The sequence below is a fragment of the Pseudomonas fungipugnans genome (genome assembly GCF_029955235.1).
Taxonomy (GTDB): domain Bacteria; phylum Pseudomonadota; class Gammaproteobacteria; order Pseudomonadales; family Pseudomonadaceae; genus Aquipseudomonas; species Aquipseudomonas fungipugnans.
Window position 1 is genome coordinate 3,105,573 of the sequence record NZ_JARBWL010000002.1, and the last position, 14,290, is coordinate 3,119,862.

At 61.7% G+C, this 14,290-nt stretch carries 12 protein-coding genes; 7 read left to right on the forward strand and 5 right to left on the reverse strand.

Annotated elements, in window-relative coordinates:
- Nucleotides 1-58: 58 nt before the first annotated feature.
- Complete coding sequence (locus POF45_RS29530) at nt 59-568, forward strand: GNAT family N-acetyltransferase (protein WP_259494513.1); 510 nt, start codon at nt 59-61, stop codon at nt 566-568.
- A 34-nt stretch (nt 569-602) separates the two neighbouring features.
- Here the strand turns inward: POF45_RS29530 and POF45_RS29535 are convergent, their stop codons facing one another.
- On the reverse strand, nt 603-1,295 hold the full coding sequence (locus tag POF45_RS29535) for an aspartate/glutamate racemase family protein (protein ID WP_259494512.1): 693 nt from the start codon (nt 1,293-1,295) through the stop codon (nt 603-605).
- Between the two features lie 77 nt (nt 1,296-1,372).
- On the opposite strand from POF45_RS29535, the gene POF45_RS29540 reads away from it, so the two are divergent.
- Nucleotides 1,373-2,140, forward strand: a complete 768-nt coding sequence (locus POF45_RS29540) for an AraC family transcriptional regulator (protein WP_282317412.1) — start codon at nt 1,373-1,375, stop codon at nt 2,138-2,140.
- A gap of 70 nt (nt 2,141-2,210) precedes the next feature.
- Nucleotides 2,211-2,705, forward strand: a complete 495-nt coding sequence (locus POF45_RS29545; RefSeq protein WP_259494510.1) for a hypothetical protein — start codon at nt 2,211-2,213, stop codon at nt 2,703-2,705.
- An 81-nt stretch (nt 2,706-2,786) separates the two neighbouring features.
- On the opposite strand, the gene POF45_RS29550 is transcribed toward POF45_RS29545, so the two are convergent.
- Together POF45_RS29550 and ccoN are read right to left on the reverse strand one after the other, a co-directional pair.
- Nucleotides 2,787-3,008, reverse strand: a complete 222-nt coding sequence (locus POF45_RS29550) for a cbb3-type cytochrome c oxidase subunit 3 (protein WP_259494509.1) — start codon at nt 3,006-3,008, stop codon at nt 2,787-2,789.
- 14 nt (nt 3,009-3,022) lie between these two features.
- On the reverse strand, nt 3,023-4,450 hold the full coding sequence (ccoN, locus tag POF45_RS29555; RefSeq protein WP_282317413.1) for a cytochrome-c oxidase, cbb3-type subunit I: 1,428 nt from the start codon (nt 4,448-4,450) through the stop codon (nt 3,023-3,025).
- A gap of 409 nt (nt 4,451-4,859) precedes the next feature.
- Here ccoN and POF45_RS29560 point away from each other — a divergent pair, with 409 nt between their 5' ends.
- From POF45_RS29560 to POF45_RS29570, 3 genes are all read left to right on the forward strand, one after another.
- On the forward strand, nt 4,860-6,533 hold the full coding sequence (locus POF45_RS29560; RefSeq protein ID WP_282317414.1) for a nitrite/sulfite reductase: 1,674 nt from the start codon (nt 4,860-4,862) through the stop codon (nt 6,531-6,533).
- Nucleotides 6,530-7,024, forward strand: coding sequence for a DUF934 domain-containing protein (locus POF45_RS29565; protein ID WP_259494505.1), 495 nt, complete (start codon nt 6,530-6,532; stop codon nt 7,022-7,024). Before POF45_RS29560 ends, POF45_RS29565 begins: the two co-directional genes overlap by 4 nt.
- A gap of 268 nt (nt 7,025-7,292) precedes the next feature.
- Nucleotides 7,293-8,261, forward strand: coding sequence for a hypothetical protein (locus POF45_RS29570; RefSeq protein ID WP_282317415.1), 969 nt, complete (start codon nt 7,293-7,295; stop codon nt 8,259-8,261).
- 134 nt (nt 8,262-8,395) lie between these two features.
- Here POF45_RS29570 and POF45_RS29575 read toward each other — a convergent pair whose 3' ends face one another.
- On the reverse strand, nt 8,396-10,756 hold the full coding sequence (locus POF45_RS29575; protein ID WP_282317416.1) for a tetratricopeptide repeat protein: 2,361 nt from the start codon (nt 10,754-10,756) through the stop codon (nt 8,396-8,398).
- A gap of 227 nt (nt 10,757-10,983) precedes the next feature.
- Here POF45_RS29575 and POF45_RS29580 point away from each other — a divergent pair, with 227 nt between their 5' ends.
- Nucleotides 10,984-11,649 (forward strand): DUF3313 domain-containing protein, encoded by a 666-nt coding sequence (locus tag POF45_RS29580; protein ID WP_259494502.1) that lies wholly within the window; start codon nt 10,984-10,986, stop codon nt 11,647-11,649.
- 60 nt (nt 11,650-11,709) lie between these two features.
- On the opposite strand, the gene POF45_RS29585 is transcribed toward POF45_RS29580, so the two are convergent.
- Entirely contained in the window at nt 11,710-14,226 is a 2,517-nt protein-coding gene (locus POF45_RS29585) for a fused MFS/spermidine synthase (protein WP_282317417.1), read from the reverse strand.
- Nucleotides 14,227-14,290: the final 64 nt, after the last annotated feature.

Genomic DNA, 14,290 nt, shown 5'->3' on the forward strand with positions numbered 1-14,290 from the left:
ATCGACGCGGCCGCCGGTTTACAGTAGGCGGCCACACACGCTTCATGGAAGAAAGAGCATGCCCGACGCCATCACCCTCGCACGCTTCAACGAATCCCACATCGAGGGGATTACCGCGCTCTACAACGACCCGCTGATCACCCGCCAGGTGCTGCAAATGCCGTTTCAGTCCACCGAAGTCTGGCGCAAACGCCTGGCGCCGGATAACGAGCGGGTGGTGCAACTGGTGGCGCTGCATCAGGGCAACGTCATCGGCAACCTGGGCCTTGAGCAATTCTCGCGGATCCGCCGCAGCCACGCCGGCAGCATTGGCATGGCCGTGGCGCGGGAATGGCAGGGCAAGGGCGTGGGCTCGATGTTGCTGGCGGCGGCGCTGGACGTGGCCGATAACTGGATGAACCTGCGGCGGGTCGAACTGTCGGTGTACGCCGATAATGAGGCGGCCATCGGCCTGTACCGCAAGTTCGGTTTTGTGGAGGAGGGCCTGTTTCGCGACCACGCGGTACGCGATGGCAGGCTGGTGGATACGCTGAGCATGGCGCGGTTGCGCAGCATGCCCCAAACCTGAGGTGCACCGTCTGTGATATCCCAAGGTCTAGTGATCACTCCCCCAACGCAAACCCGACCGCCGCCCGCGCATGCAGTTCTGTGGTATCGAGCAACGGCAACTCACTGTGCTCCGGCTTGATCAGCAGTGTAATTTCAGTACACCCCAGAATAATTGCCTGAGCCCCGCGTTCAGCCAGTGATTCAATGACCTGCTGATACACCCGTCGCGAGTCCTCGCTGATCACCCCGACACACAACTCGTCGTAGATGATCCGGTGCACCGCCGCCCGTTCTTCAGCGTCCGGCACCAGCACCGTCAAGCCCTTGGCCGCCAGCCGGTCCTTGATGAAATCCTGTTCCATGGTAAACGCGGTGCCCAGCAAGCCGACTTTCAGCGCACCCGCCGCCACAGCCGCGTCGCCAGTCGGGTCGGCGATGTGCAGAAACGGAATGCCGATGGCCGCCTGAATCTGCCCGGCCACCTTGTGCATGGTGTTGGTACACAGCACCACGCAGTCGGCGCCACCGGCCTCCAGCCTGCGCGCGGCATCCACCAGAATCGCCGCCGCATCGTCCCAGCGCCCGGCGTGCTGAGCCTGTTCGACAGGCCCGAAGTCGACGCTGTACATTAGCAATTGTGCTGAACGCAACGGCCCGAGACGGTCGCGGACCTGCTGGTTGATGAGGCGATAATATTCGACGCTGGACTCCCAGCTCATGCCGCCGATAAGGCCGATGGTACGCATGTCGTGCTCCCGTTGATGGATACCTTGTGCAGCGAGTGTCCCGTGGTTTCTGGTCCCGATCTATCAGGAAATTTCACATGCTGAGCCAACGCCTGCTGGACGGCAAAATCACCCTGCAACTGTTGCCGCGTGCCGCCTACAGCGCCCGTGACCCGGCGCGATGGCGCACACTGGGCATCACCCTGGAACGCCAGCAGGGCGTGCACGCGATCGACAGTGACCGGCGGGTGGATTTCGACACCTTGCCCGGCGTGCTGGCGTACACGCCGAGGGGCGTCGAGGTGTTTTCCGAGTCGGGCAGTGGCGGTGAGTACCTGCTGCTGCAACTGGATGACTCGTTCGCAGAGCAGCATCTGCCCCCGGTGAATCATCGCCTGCAGTCTGCCGGCAATCGACAGGCGTTGCGCCTGGCCCACGAGGTGCGGCGGCTGATGCTCGCTGCGCAGGTGGACCGCTTGGCGCTGGAACAGTGCGCTTTGGGTTTTGTCGACCTGACCGGCTCGGACATCGCCAAGCCACAGCGCTCTCGGCCGAAAGCGTTGATTGAGGTGCTGGACCAGATCGCCGAACACTTTCACGAGCCCTTGACGCTTGAGCAGTTGGCCGCCACCTATGGGCAGAACGAGCTGCGTTTGCTGCGCGATTTCACCCGGGTTATCGGCCTCACGCCCCATGCCTATCTGGTTGAAGTCCGGCTTCAGGCCGCCCGCCAGATGATCGAACGTACCGATCTGCCCCTGTCCAGCATCGCCCTGGATGCCGGTTTCGCGCATCAGTCGCACATGGGCAGCGCCTTTCGCAAGCACCTGGCCATGACCCCCAGCCAATACCGCTCACGCTTTTAGTCGTACGCTGGCGGCGTGCATCTGCCATGCTCAAAGTCCGCAGCAGCGCTTCAACCAAAGGAACACCGCAATGGACGACGTACAGCAACTGGGCGAAATGCTTCGCCACTACGCAGAAAGTGAAGCGCACAAGAAGCAGGTGTTTGAATCGCAATCGGCCGTGTGGGCGACGCGCATTGGCGAGTTGTTCGATCAGATCCAGCTGTGGCTGGAGCCGGTACAGGTGCCGAATCTGCTGGAAGTGAGCCGCGAGGCGTATGTGGCATTCGGGCCGAGTGTTGCAGTTGAGACGTCGACCTTCAAGACCGAGAAATTGACGGTGGTGATTGCCGGCAAACCGGTGGAGTTCGTGCCGGATGTGATGGGCGCGGGCGGACAGATTTCGTTGGCGGTGATGGGGTTGACGGCGGCGCGCTATGGCAGTGTTTCACTGGTGTGCCTGCCACCGGCCAGTCATTGGCAGTGGCGCAAGACCAATGGCTTGAAAGACCCGGACACCTTTGCATTCGATGCAAATTTCCTGGCGCAGCAGTTGCAGAGCCTGATCCCGCGCGAACGCGGCTGAGTTCTCCCGAACCGCACATATAACCCCTGCGGGAGCGAGCCTGCTCCCACAGGGGGTCTGGTGTTGATCGGAAATGGGTGATCAGGCTTCGATATTCCCCCATCCCGGCTTCGCTTCCTCTGGCGCAACCGCTTTAACCGTCTTGCCCGTCGCCAATTCCACCCGTTTTGCCACCTCCGGGTCGTCGGCAAACGGGATCAGGCTGGCCTCATCCAGGCTCTCGCGGGTCTGGTGTTTCAGGCAATACTCGATGCTCAGCCAGAACCCCACGACGCCGAACAGATTCAACACGAATTCACTCATCTCAAGCTCCTCGCTCAGGCGATCTGCGCATCGCGCTCAGCCATTCTCACGTCCGCCACCCGCACGGTACGCCACACGTTGTAGGCCATCAGCAGCATGCCGCTGAGGAAGAACACCCCGCCAATAAAGCGCACCAGAAACCCAGGGTGGCTCGCCTGCAAGGCCTCTACAAAAGAATAGGTCAAGGTGCCGTCGTCGTTGATCGCCCGCCACATCAGGCCCTGGGTGATGCCGTTGACCCACATCGAGGCGATGTACAGCACGGTGCCGATGGTTGCCAGCCAGAAGTGCGCGTTGATCAGCGGCGTGCTGTGCATCTGCTCGCGACCGAAGACTTTCGGCACCATGTGGTATGTGGCGCCGAAGGTGATCATCGCCACCCAGCCGAGCGCGCCGGCGTGGACGTGGCCGATGGTCCAGTCGGTGTAATGGGAGAGGGCGTTGACGGTCTTGATCGCCATCATCGGGCCTTCGAAGGTTGACATGCCGTAGAACGCCAGGGACAGCACCAGAAAGCGCAGGATCGGGTCGGTGCGCAACTTATGCCAGGCGCCGGACAGGGTCATCATACCGTTGATCATGCCGCCCCAGCTGGGTGCCAGCAGGATCAGCGACATCGCCATGCCCAGCGACTGCGCCCAGTCCGGCAGTGCGGTGTAGTGCAAGTGGTGCGGACCGGCCCAGATGTACAAAGTAATCAGTGCCCAGAAATGCACGATCGACAGACGATAGGAATACACCGGCCGGCCCACCTGTTTCGGCACGAAGTAATACATCATCCCGAGGAACCCGGTGGTCAGGAAAAAGCCCACCGCGTTGTGCCCGTACCACCACTGCACCATGGCGTCGGTGGCCCCGGCATACACCGGGTACGACTTGAACCAGCCCACCGGAATCGACAGGTGATTGACCACGTGCAGCATGGCGATCACCAGGATGAACGCGCCGAAAAACCAGTTGCCGACATAGATATGCCTGGTTTTGCGCTGCACCACGGTGGTAAAGAACACGATGGCGTACGCGACCCAGACCACGCTCATCCACACCGCGCCGGAAAATTCGATCTCGGCGTATTCCTTGGTGGTGGTGTAGCCCAGGGGCAGGGTGATCAGCATGCTGACGATCACCGATTGCCAGCCCCAGAAGGTGAACGCGGCGAGCTTGTCCGAGTACAGCCGTACCTGGCAGGTGCGCTGTACCGCGTAGTAGCTGGCGGCAAATTGCGCGCTGCCGGCAAAGCCGAAAATCACCAGGCTGGTGTGCAGCGGGCGCAAGCGGCCAAAGGTGGTCCACGGCAGGTCGAGGTTCATCTCGGGCCACACCAGTTGCGAGGCGATCCACACGCCCATGGCCATGCCAACCACACCCCATACCACGGTTGCCACGACGAATTGGCGGACGACCTTGTAGTTATAGGCCTGTCCGATTGTTGCTGTGCTCATGGTCAGTTCATCCATGCAAAGACTTGCCAGGCCACCCGGTCTGGCATGGGATGCACTGTAGAAACATGACCGAAAACAAAACAGACTCAGGAAAAATCAATTTATGCGGATCAGATGCAGGGCATACCTGCGGCCTTCTGTCGCGTACTGATACGGTTTTTTGGCTTTCAGGTGGGTCTGTAACGTGCTGCGCTGGGGGTTCATAGTCACCCCCTCGAAAAACGGGCCGCAGAGCTTGATGCCCACGGCAATCCTTCAAGGACAGAGGGCTGTTGTGGCGAGGGAGCTTGCTCCCGCTGGGCTGCGTAGCGGCCCCATTTTGTGAGTGCTGCGCACTCAAGCGGGACAAGCTCCCTCGCCACAAAGTCCCGCGTCCGCAGGTTTTGCGCCATTGTGATGAGGTAGCAAGATGTATCAGTACGACGACTATGACCGGGCGCTGGTGTTCGAGCGGGTCGCGCAGTTTCGCGATCAGGTCGAACGCTTTCAGGCCGGGGAGTTGAGTGAAGAGGAATTCCTGCCGCTGCGTCTGCAAAATGGCCTGTACCTGCAAAAGCACGCCTACATGCTGCGGGTGGCCATTCCGTACGGCACCCTGAGCGCCCGGCAGATGCGCACCCTGGCCAGCATCGCCCGGGATTTCGACCGTGGCTACGGCCACTTCACCACCCGCCAGAACATGCAGTTCAACTGGATCGAACTGGCCCGGGTGCCGGACATCCTCGAACGCCTGGCCCAGGTGGAAATGCACGCGATCCAGACCTCCGGCAACTGCGTGCGCAACATCACCACCGAAGCCTTTGCCGGTGTCGCGGCGGACGAGTTGATCGACCCGCGCCCGCTGGCCGAGATCCTGCGGCAATGGTCGACCATCAACCCCGAATTCCTGTTCCTGCCACGCAAGTTCAAGATCGCCATCTGCTCGGCGAAACAGGACCGCGCCGCGATCATGATGCATGACATAGGCCTGTATCTTTACCCCGGCATGGATGGGCAAATGCTGCTGCGGGTGATCGTCGGTGGCGGGTTGGGGCGCACACCGATCCTCGGTTTGCAGATTCGCGAAGGCCTGCCGTGGCAGCACCTGCTGTCCTATGTCGAGGCGGTGCTGCGGGTCTACAACCGCCACGGCCGGCGAGACAACAAGTACAAGGCGCGGATCAAGATTCTGGTCAAGGCGCTGGGCATCGAGGCCTTCGCCAAGGAAGTGGAAGACGAGTGGCAGCACCTCAAGGACGGCCCGGCGCAGTTGACTGGCGCCGAATATCAGCGCGTGGCCAGCGCCTTCGTGCCACCGGTTTACCGCCTGTTGCCCAACACGGATCTGGACTTCGGCACGCACCTGGCCGACAGCCCGGCCTTCGCCCGCTGGGTGACGCGCAACGTGCAGCCGCACAAGGTGCCGGGTTATGCCTGCGTGGTGCTGTCGACCAAAACGGGTGCCGCCTCGCCACCGGGTGACGTCACCGCTACACAAATGGACGCCGTGGCCGACTGGTCCGAGCAGTTCGGCTTCGGTGAAATCCGCATCGCGCACGAACAGAACATCGTCCTGCCGGATGTGCCCAAGGGGGCTCTGCATGCATTGTGGTGCCTGGCCTGCGAGCAAGGCCTGGGTTGCGCCAACATCGGTTTGCTGACCGACATCATCGCTTGCCCCGGCGGCGACTTCTGCGCGCTGGCCAACGCCAAATCGATCCCGGTGGCGCAGAGTATTCAGGCGCGTTTCGCAGACCTGGATTATCTGCATGATCTGGGCGACATCAGCCTGAACATCTCTGGCTGCATCAACGCTTGCGGCCATCACCACATCGGCAATATCGGCATTCTGGGCGTCGATAAAAACGGCAGCGAGTGGTATCAGATTACCCTCGGCGGCGCCCAGGGCAGAAACAGCACACTGGGCAAAGTCATCGGCCCGTCTTTCAGTGCGGCTGAAGTGCCGCAGGTGATCGAGAAAATCATCGGTACCTTTGTCCGTTATCGCGAGAGCGAGGAGCTGTTTATCGACACCCTGGCACGCATTGGTCTGGAGCCGTTCAAGGAACGCATCTACCCCAAAGTCATGGAGGTGTTGGCATGAATAATCTGTTGCGGCTGGAGGAGGGCGAGGCGCGGATTGTCACGGATGATCCGTGGACGCTGGTGCGTGATACTGGCGGTCTGTTGCCGTCGGGGCCGTTGATGTTGCCGTTGACCGTCTGGCTGCATCGCCGTCTTGAACATGAGCCGGCGCGGGATGCGGTTTGGCTTGGGCCGGACGACGAGGTGGAAAACCTCAAGCCGTGGCTGAAGTTGCTGCCACTGATTGCCCTGGATTTCCCGAGCTTTCGCGATGGCCGCGCCTACAGCCAGGCGTACCTGCTGCGCACGCGGTTGGGGTGGCTGGGGGAGTTGCGGGCTGTGGGCGATGTGCTGCGCGATCAGCTCAGCCATATGCGTCAATGCGGATTCGACAGCTTTGCGGTGCGCGAGGACAAGTCGGTCGAGGATGCGCTCAAGGGGTTGGCGGGGATGAGCGTGTTGTATGGGCGCTCGGTGATTGAGCCGCGGCCGTTGTTTCGGCGGCGTTGAATCACCGAAGTATCTACCTGGCGCAATGCAGTACCTGTGGGAGCGAGCTTGCTCGAGACGACGGCTTGGCAGCCAACAAATGTGTTGAATGTGCAACCGCAATCGCGAGCAAGCTCGCTCCCACAGGGGATCTCCCACAAAAGAATTTCCCACAGGGGGATCTTCATCGCCCTGGTGTTTTTGCTTGGGCCAGTACTGGCATTTTGGTAGAGTCCGCCCACTCAGCGGTTTTTGGCTGAATGGACGATACCAAGAAGGGAGTCTGGCGGTGACTGTGGGCAAGAAGATTTTGGGCCTGACGGCATTTCTGTTGATGCTGGTCCTGTGGGGCAGCTACGTTTATATCTTTCAGGAAAACCGTAGCGGGCAGTTGGGCGGCGCATTCGACAGCACCGCCTGGTGCGGCACGCCACCGTCGGCCGATGCCTTGTCGCTGGGCAAGGATCAACTGACCCTGCGCGTCACCAACAACCTGCGTGGCGAGTTCATGCTCGGCGGCTCGATCATCGTTTCCGAACGCACCTTCAACCGCTACGACCTGGGGCGCAATCAACTGCGCCTGCGTCTGGAACCGTTGCCATGGTCATACGGCGCCATGCCGGTCTTGCTCGAACAGGTCGCGATCAAGCCCCTGAGCCGCAACCTGGCCTCGGACAATAAAAGCGCCTACGCCGAGCTCGAATCGCGGCCGATCAGCGTGCAGGGCCGCGCCACGGAATTTCCTTTCGACACGTATCGCTACGGCTACAAACCGGTGCTCTATTACCTCAAGGGCAACGAGCGCATCGACCTGCGCTTCAAGCACATCACCACGGTGATGGAGATGTCGAACACCTTCACCCCGATCCAGAAATACAACCGCGTCGAGTACATCAACGAGAAAAATTCGATGGTGCGCGACGAAGACTACAAACCCTATGCCGCACAGGAGTGCGCCTTCAGCGTCGAGCGCAAGGGCTCGTTCAAGGTGATCGTCCTGTTGTTGCTGCTGGTGATTTGCCTGCCGTTGCTGCACGTGTTTTATCGTGACGAACCGGGGATTGATTTCCTGGCAACGCTGGTGAGTATCGGCGCGATCCGCTTGCTGCTGGTGGGGCCGATGCATGACTTCCAGCTGTACAACATCGACTTCCTGTTTGGCGCCGCGATCCTGTTGGTGGGCACGGTGTCGCTGATCAAGGCGATGCGGGCCAACAGCCGGCGGGAGCTGGCGGCGAAGAGTGGGTCGTCGTGGTGAGCCTCGGCTGAGATTTTTTTGTAGGCTGTACCGGCCTCTTCGCGAGCAAGCCCGCTCCCACAGGTTTTGCGTACACCGCAGATCCAATGTGGGAGCGAGCCTGCTCGCGAAGAGGCCTTCGAATCAGCCCCCCATCATTTCAGCGCCGGATCCCCCATGTTCATTTTCTTCCAGCCCTGCAACAGCACTTGGGCCTTGGGTTCCTGGCCGTTCTCCAGGTAGTACTGGATCAACGACAACCGCGCATTGCGATTGGCCGGTTGCAGGCTCAGCAGGCGTTCCAGCTCGTCACAGGCTTCGGCCACCTTGCCACTGTCATGCAACGCCACTGCCAGCACATATCCGTATTGCGCGCTCTGCGGTTCCAGGGTGGCGGCCTTGCGCAGCAGCGGCATGGCCTGGGCGGTTTTGCCGGCGCGGATCAGTGACAGCCCCTGCGTGTGCAGCAGCAAGGCCGAGTCCGGGTGGTCCTTTATGCTCTGTTCCAGCAGCGCCTGCGCCTCTGGCCCACGGCCACTGGCTTCCAGCCATTGCACCAGCGTCACCCGCGCCGGGTAGAAATCCGGGTCGCGTTTGATTGCGCTACGCAATAGCGGTTCGACTTCGCTGCTGCGACCACTGGCCTGATACAGCATCGCCAGATTGAGGTTGGCTTCGGCCCGTTCCGCCAGGCTTTTCTGCACGGCTTCGTACTCGGCAATCGCTGCTTCCCAGTTGGCCTGGGCCGTACCCAAACCATTGCGCGCGACGCTCAGCAGATCCCGCGCCGCGACAATCCGCACCGCCTTCACCGGGTCGCTCAGCAACGGCGTCAACAGCGGCGCACGCTCCGGGGGCGGCAGGAACGCGCTGATCGCCCGCACTGCGCTTTCACGCACTTGCGGCGCCGGGTTCTGCAAGTCCTGGGTCGCCAGTTTCAGCGCCTGGTCGCTGGGGTACAGCGCCAGCTCGGCCAATAGCGTCGCGCGTTGAATCGCCGGCAGATTGTTGCGCTGCAATTGCTCGTACAACGCATTGGCCGCTCCCGGCTGACCGTTGCGGATCAGCCACAGGCTTTCGTCATAACGCGCTGCCTGGACGGGGGACGCCGAAGCGGTATTCCACAGCTTGAACTGCTCGGTGATCTTGTCGCCGGCCTTGCCTTGATGGCAGCTCAGGCAGGCGTCCGGCGTGCCGAGTTTTTTCGCCCGCTCGGGGTTGGGAATGCTGAAGCTGTGGTCATGCCGCAAGTCGTTGCCCATGTAGAACTTGCCGGGCATGTGGCAATCCACGCACTGCGAACCCGGCTGGCCCATGGTGTGGCGGGTGTGTTCGATGGCGTCGTAGTTCTTCGCTTGCAGGCCCTTGCCATCGACGCCTTGCACCGCCGTCTTGCCGGCGGTGTTGTGGCATTGCAGGCACACCCCGTTACCCGGCGCCTTGAGTTCGGTGCTGTGGGGGTTATGGCAGTTGCTGCAGCGCACGCCCTTGTCGAACATTTTGCTTTGGGCGAAGGAGCCGTGTTCGAACACTTCGTCCTTGATCTTGCCGTCCAGCGCATACAGCTCGCGGGTCAGCACGCTGGGCAGGTAGTCGTCCATCAGCCGTTTGCCGACGGTGTAGCCATCGCCCAGCGGGGCGCGTCGGGCGTGGCAGCGGGCGCAGGTTTCGATCTCGACGGTGGCGTTCTTGTCCTTGAGGTCGACAGCAAAACCGGCGTGGATCAGGTCGGTCTTTTTCGCGATCGATTCCAGGTGATTCGACGCCGGACCGTGACACGCCTGGCAGCCGACACCGAGGCTGTTCCATTGACTGTCGAAGGTGTTTTTTGCCGCATCGAAATTGCGCTTGTAGCCCGTGGTGTGGCACTCGACGCACATGAAGTTGGCGTTCTGGCTCGGCTTGCTCCAGTGCAGTGGGTTCTTGAAGTTGACCCCTTGACCTGCATACAGGTGAAACCAGCGATTCTTTTGGGTATCCCAAGCCACGCCCAGTGCCTGCAACCGGCCTTCGCCGACCTCGATCAGGTACTGCTGCAACGGCGCGATGCCGAAGGTGTAGGCCACCTTGAAGTCAGCGTTCTTGCCATCGATGCCGGGGGTGTTGACCCAGAACTCGTCGCCTTTGCGCGAGAATTTCGTGGTTTCGTTTTCGGCCTTGAAGGTGACGTTGTTGAAGTCACCGAGCATCGTCTGCGCGTTGGCTTGCTGCATCGCCAACTGGTGATGAGAGCCTTGCCAGTCCTTGACCTGCTCGCTGTGGCAGCCCTGGCATTGTTGCTCATCGACCATTTTTGCCGGAGCCATGGCCACGGGTGCCGGTTTGGCCGGTTGGACCGCGGGCGTAGGCGGCGGGGTGTACACCTGAGGCGCCGGTTTGCTGCTCAATAGAAACCAGCCGATGCCCGCCACGGCCAGCAGCAATGCGGCAATGGTGACGGGGAACAGATAACGGGAAATCGGGGCGTTCGGCGAATCAGGTTCTGGGGTGGCAGCTTTATTTTTATGCGTGCGCATTGCGACTTCCGTAGTCCGAGTGCGTTGGCCGGTGAGGGCGCGCTTTGAAGCTTTTTTTTCAGGCTGACGCAGCTTTGCCGGATGACCGGCTTCTGTCAATCCAGTGTTGTGCACTGGGCCACAGGCTTATATGAATATTCGAAGTTCAGGCGGCAAGTGGCTGATTTTTGTCTATAACTAACGTTCCTATTTCCAACACCGTGTCGACCTCGTAAAGGAGTTACAGGATGAAGTTTGCGTTAATGATGAGCACACTGTGCATTGCCTCTCTGGGGGTGGTCGGCTGCTCCAGCAAACAGGTTGAGCCGGACCAGTATTCCGGATTTCTCGGCGACTACAGCCGGCTCCAGGCTGCCAAGTCGCCGTCGGGCGCTGAAGTCATGCGCTGGGTCGATCCTTCGCTGAAGGTCAATCAGTTCACCAGCGTCTACATCGAGCCGACCCAGCTCTACCCACAGCCTCAGCCGACGGTGAAAATCCCGCAAAGCACCCTCAGTGGCATCACTCATTATTACGACCAGGCGCTCAAGCGTGAGCTGGGTAAATCCTTGCCACTGGCCGCAGGTCCAGGGCCGGGCGTGATTGTGGTGCGTGCGGCGATCACGGCGGTCAGCAGCAAGACCGAAGGCCTCAAGCCGTATGAAATCATCCCGGTTGCGCTGGTCGCCGCTGCCGTCAGTACTGCCAGTGGCATTCGCGATCAGGAAACCACCCTGGCCACCGAAGCAGTGTTCCTCAATGGCAACACCGTGGTCGCCCAAGTGGTGCGCAAAGGCACTGGCAAGCCGCTGGAAAACGACACGCAGGTGATGAAGGCCGATGACGTCAAGGCCGTGATCGATGGCTGGGCTTCGGATATGCATCAGTCGTATCTGCAATTGAAATCGCACTAAAGCCTGAAAGCATCGCGAGCAATTCGATTTGCTCGCGATGACTGACTGTCAGACGCCACATCACTCCCCGACAAACCACCGGTAATACGGATTCCCCGAATCCCCCGACATCACCTCCCGAATGTCCCGCGCCCACGCATCGCGGTCGCCATCGTACGCATGCAGGCTCGCCCGATAAAACTGCATCAGCCGCTGCTGGTGGACGTTCATCCGCTCCACGAATCCTGCATCGGCATTCACCAGTGGCGGCGCGATATGCAGGTCCAGCAACGCCGGCAAGACCCGACTGATTTCCTTGGCCCGCACCCACGGCGCGTACTCGATGCGCGGCTGATCGTCCGTCACCGGCAACGCATTGGCGGCGAAGCGTTCGAGCCCGGCACGGTCGGTGACCCAGGTCGCCATCAGCGCCGCCGCCGAGCCGATGCCCACGTCCTGCAAGGTGCTGCGCACGCTGTCTTGCTGGAAGCGCCGGTTGATGATCGCCGCGTCCAGTTCGATCGGCTGCAGCGAACCTACCAGCAGCATTTCGTGAAACTCGCTGGTCCAGAGCGTGGCGTAGGGGAAGACATCCAGAAAGCTGCGCACCAGGGAGCGCGAGTCATCGATGTTCTGGGTCGGCAGCGGCAACCACTGGGCGACCAGGCCTTGTTTCTGCAGACGGCTGGCGGCCAGTTGATAGAAGTCCCGCGAATACAGATTGACCACGCCGGCAGCGGAGGGCGGCGGCGGTTCGAGGGTAATCAGGTCATAGGTTTGCGGGCTGCGCAACAGCTCCTGGCGACCGTCGCGCAGGCGTACGTCCACGCTCGGATCGGCAGCGGCATTGAAGTTGCCCTTGAACAGCGGCGCGGCCTTGACCACCGATGGCAGCAATTCGGCGACCACCCGATGTTCCAGCCCCGGATAACGCGTGAGGGCGCCTGCGGTGATGCCGGTGCCGAAACCGATCACCAGCGCCGAACGTGGTTCGCCGCTGTGAATCAACAGCGGCAGCAGCGCCTGAATGCGCATGTAGCGCAGCGATGGCATGGCATCGCCGGTGTTGGAAACCCCTTGAATGTACAAACGCTGGAAGGCCTTCTGACCCCGGCCCTGAGTGACCACGGCGACCGTGCCGCCGCGACCTTCTTCATAGAACGCCAGGGTGCCGTTGCGCGCGCCCGGCAGCAGGCTGGCGAGCTTGTCCATGGGTGTCAGCAATGCCACGGCCACCGACAGCAAGCCGAGGGCGACCACCGCCTGACGCCGGCCTTTTTTCACATGATGACCTTTGCGCACCGCAAAATAACCGACGCCGGCAGCGACAATCGCCAGCAGCCCGAGGGTGCGCACCAGCCCCAGCAGCGGGATCAGCACAAAGCCGCAGAGCATCACCCCGATAATCCCGCCCAGGGTGTTGAATGCAACCACCGCGCCGACATCCCGACCAACCTGTTCACGCCCGACACTCAGGTGCAGGGCCAGCGGAAACGCCGCCCCCAGCAACAGTGTCGGCACGAACACGATACTCAGCGCCGCGACGGCAAAGCGGGTGCTCATGCCCAGCAATTCGCTGGCGCCCAGCGACAACATCCAGCCTTCGGCCACGCTCTGGGCCAGCACCAGCCAGCGGCCAAGCAGGGCGATTTCCAGCAGCGCGATCAACCCGGCACCGGCAATCAACAGACCGAACACGCCCCAGGGATCGCGTATGCGATCAACCCGACGGGCCAGCAACAGACTGCCCAGAAACAGCCCGGTGAGGTAAGTCGCCAGCACCACCGCGAAGGCGTAGGTGCGGGTGCTCATGAACTGCACGATCGATTGCGACCAGACCACTTCATAGCCCAGCGCCACGCCGCCAGCGATGGAATACAGCCACAGGGCCAGACGGTCGTGGGCTTTGTCGCGGTGCGGATGGGCAGGTGCTTGGGCCAGGGCAATGCGCTGGCGCTGAAACCACAAGGCCCCGGCAGCGGCCAACAGGTTGAGCATGGCAGCGGCCAGTGCGCTGCCGCGTACGCCGAGGGCGGCGATCAGCACGAAACCGGCGAGCAAGGTGCCAGCGATGGCGCCTGCGGTGTTGGCGGCATACAGCTGACCACCGGCCTTGCCCAGTTGCCCAGGGTCGGTGGTCAGCGAGCGCACCAGCACTGGCAGGGTGCCGCCCATCAACACGGCTGGCAGGCCGACCAGGGCAAACGGCAGCACCCAGGCCAACACGCCGACCTGTTGTTGCAGCCAGGCGAACGGGGCGGCGGCGAGGCTCATGGCAACAGTCGCGCTGACGCCGAGCACCGCCACCAGCACTTCCAGCCCGGCGTACAGCAGCACCGGTTGCTGCAAGCGGTCTGCCCAGCGTCCGAACAGCCAGCCACCGAGGGCCAGCCCGGCAAAAAACGCACTGATCCCGGCGGTAATGGCATACACCTCGACGCCCACCACCAGCGACAGCTGCTTGATCCACAGCACCTGATACACCAGCGCTGCGGCGCCTGAGACGAACAGCAGCAGGGCAGGGGTCAGCAGCGCTGGCGCTGCAACGGCTTGAGCGGCAGGTATGGCCGACGACTTGCTGGCGACACGTGAGGACATTGCGGACGGCCTTGTTCCAATTCTTGAAAACCAGTGACTGTGCTGGCCTCATCGCGGGCAAGCC

Excerpts from the sequence above, each read along its gene's own strand:
- POF45_RS29550 (WP_259494509.1), bottom strand. The coding sequence starts at position 3,008 with ATGAGTGAATTCGTGTTGAATCTGTTCGGCGTCGTGGGGTTCTGGCTG.
- POF45_RS29565 (WP_259494505.1), top strand. The coding sequence starts at position 6,530 with ATGAATAATCTGTTGCGGCTGGAGGAGGGCGAGGCGCGGATTGTCACG.
- POF45_RS29545 (WP_259494510.1), top strand. The coding sequence starts at position 2,211 with ATGGACGACGTACAGCAACTGGGCGAAATGCTTCGCCACTACGCAGAA.
- ccoN (WP_282317413.1), bottom strand. The coding sequence starts at position 4,450 with ATGAGCACAGCAACAATCGGACAGGCCTATAACTACAAGGTCGTCCGC.
- POF45_RS29575 (WP_282317416.1), bottom strand. The coding sequence starts at position 10,756 with ATGCGCACGCATAAAAATAAAGCTGCCACCCCAGAACCTGATTCGCCG.
- POF45_RS29585 (WP_282317417.1), bottom strand. The coding sequence starts at position 14,226 with ATGTCCTCACGTGTCGCCAGCAAGTCGTCGGCCATACCTGCCGCTCAA.
- POF45_RS29560 (WP_282317414.1), top strand. The coding sequence starts at position 4,860 with ATGTATCAGTACGACGACTATGACCGGGCGCTGGTGTTCGAGCGGGTC.
- POF45_RS29530 (WP_259494513.1), top strand. The coding sequence starts at position 59 with ATGCCCGACGCCATCACCCTCGCACGCTTCAACGAATCCCACATCGAG.
- POF45_RS29535 (WP_259494512.1), bottom strand. The coding sequence starts at position 1,295 with ATGCGTACCATCGGCCTTATCGGCGGCATGAGCTGGGAGTCCAGCGTC.
- POF45_RS29540 (WP_282317412.1), top strand. The coding sequence starts at position 1,373 with ATGCTGAGCCAACGCCTGCTGGACGGCAAAATCACCCTGCAACTGTTG.
- POF45_RS29580 (WP_259494502.1), top strand. The coding sequence starts at position 10,984 with ATGAAGTTTGCGTTAATGATGAGCACACTGTGCATTGCCTCTCTGGGG.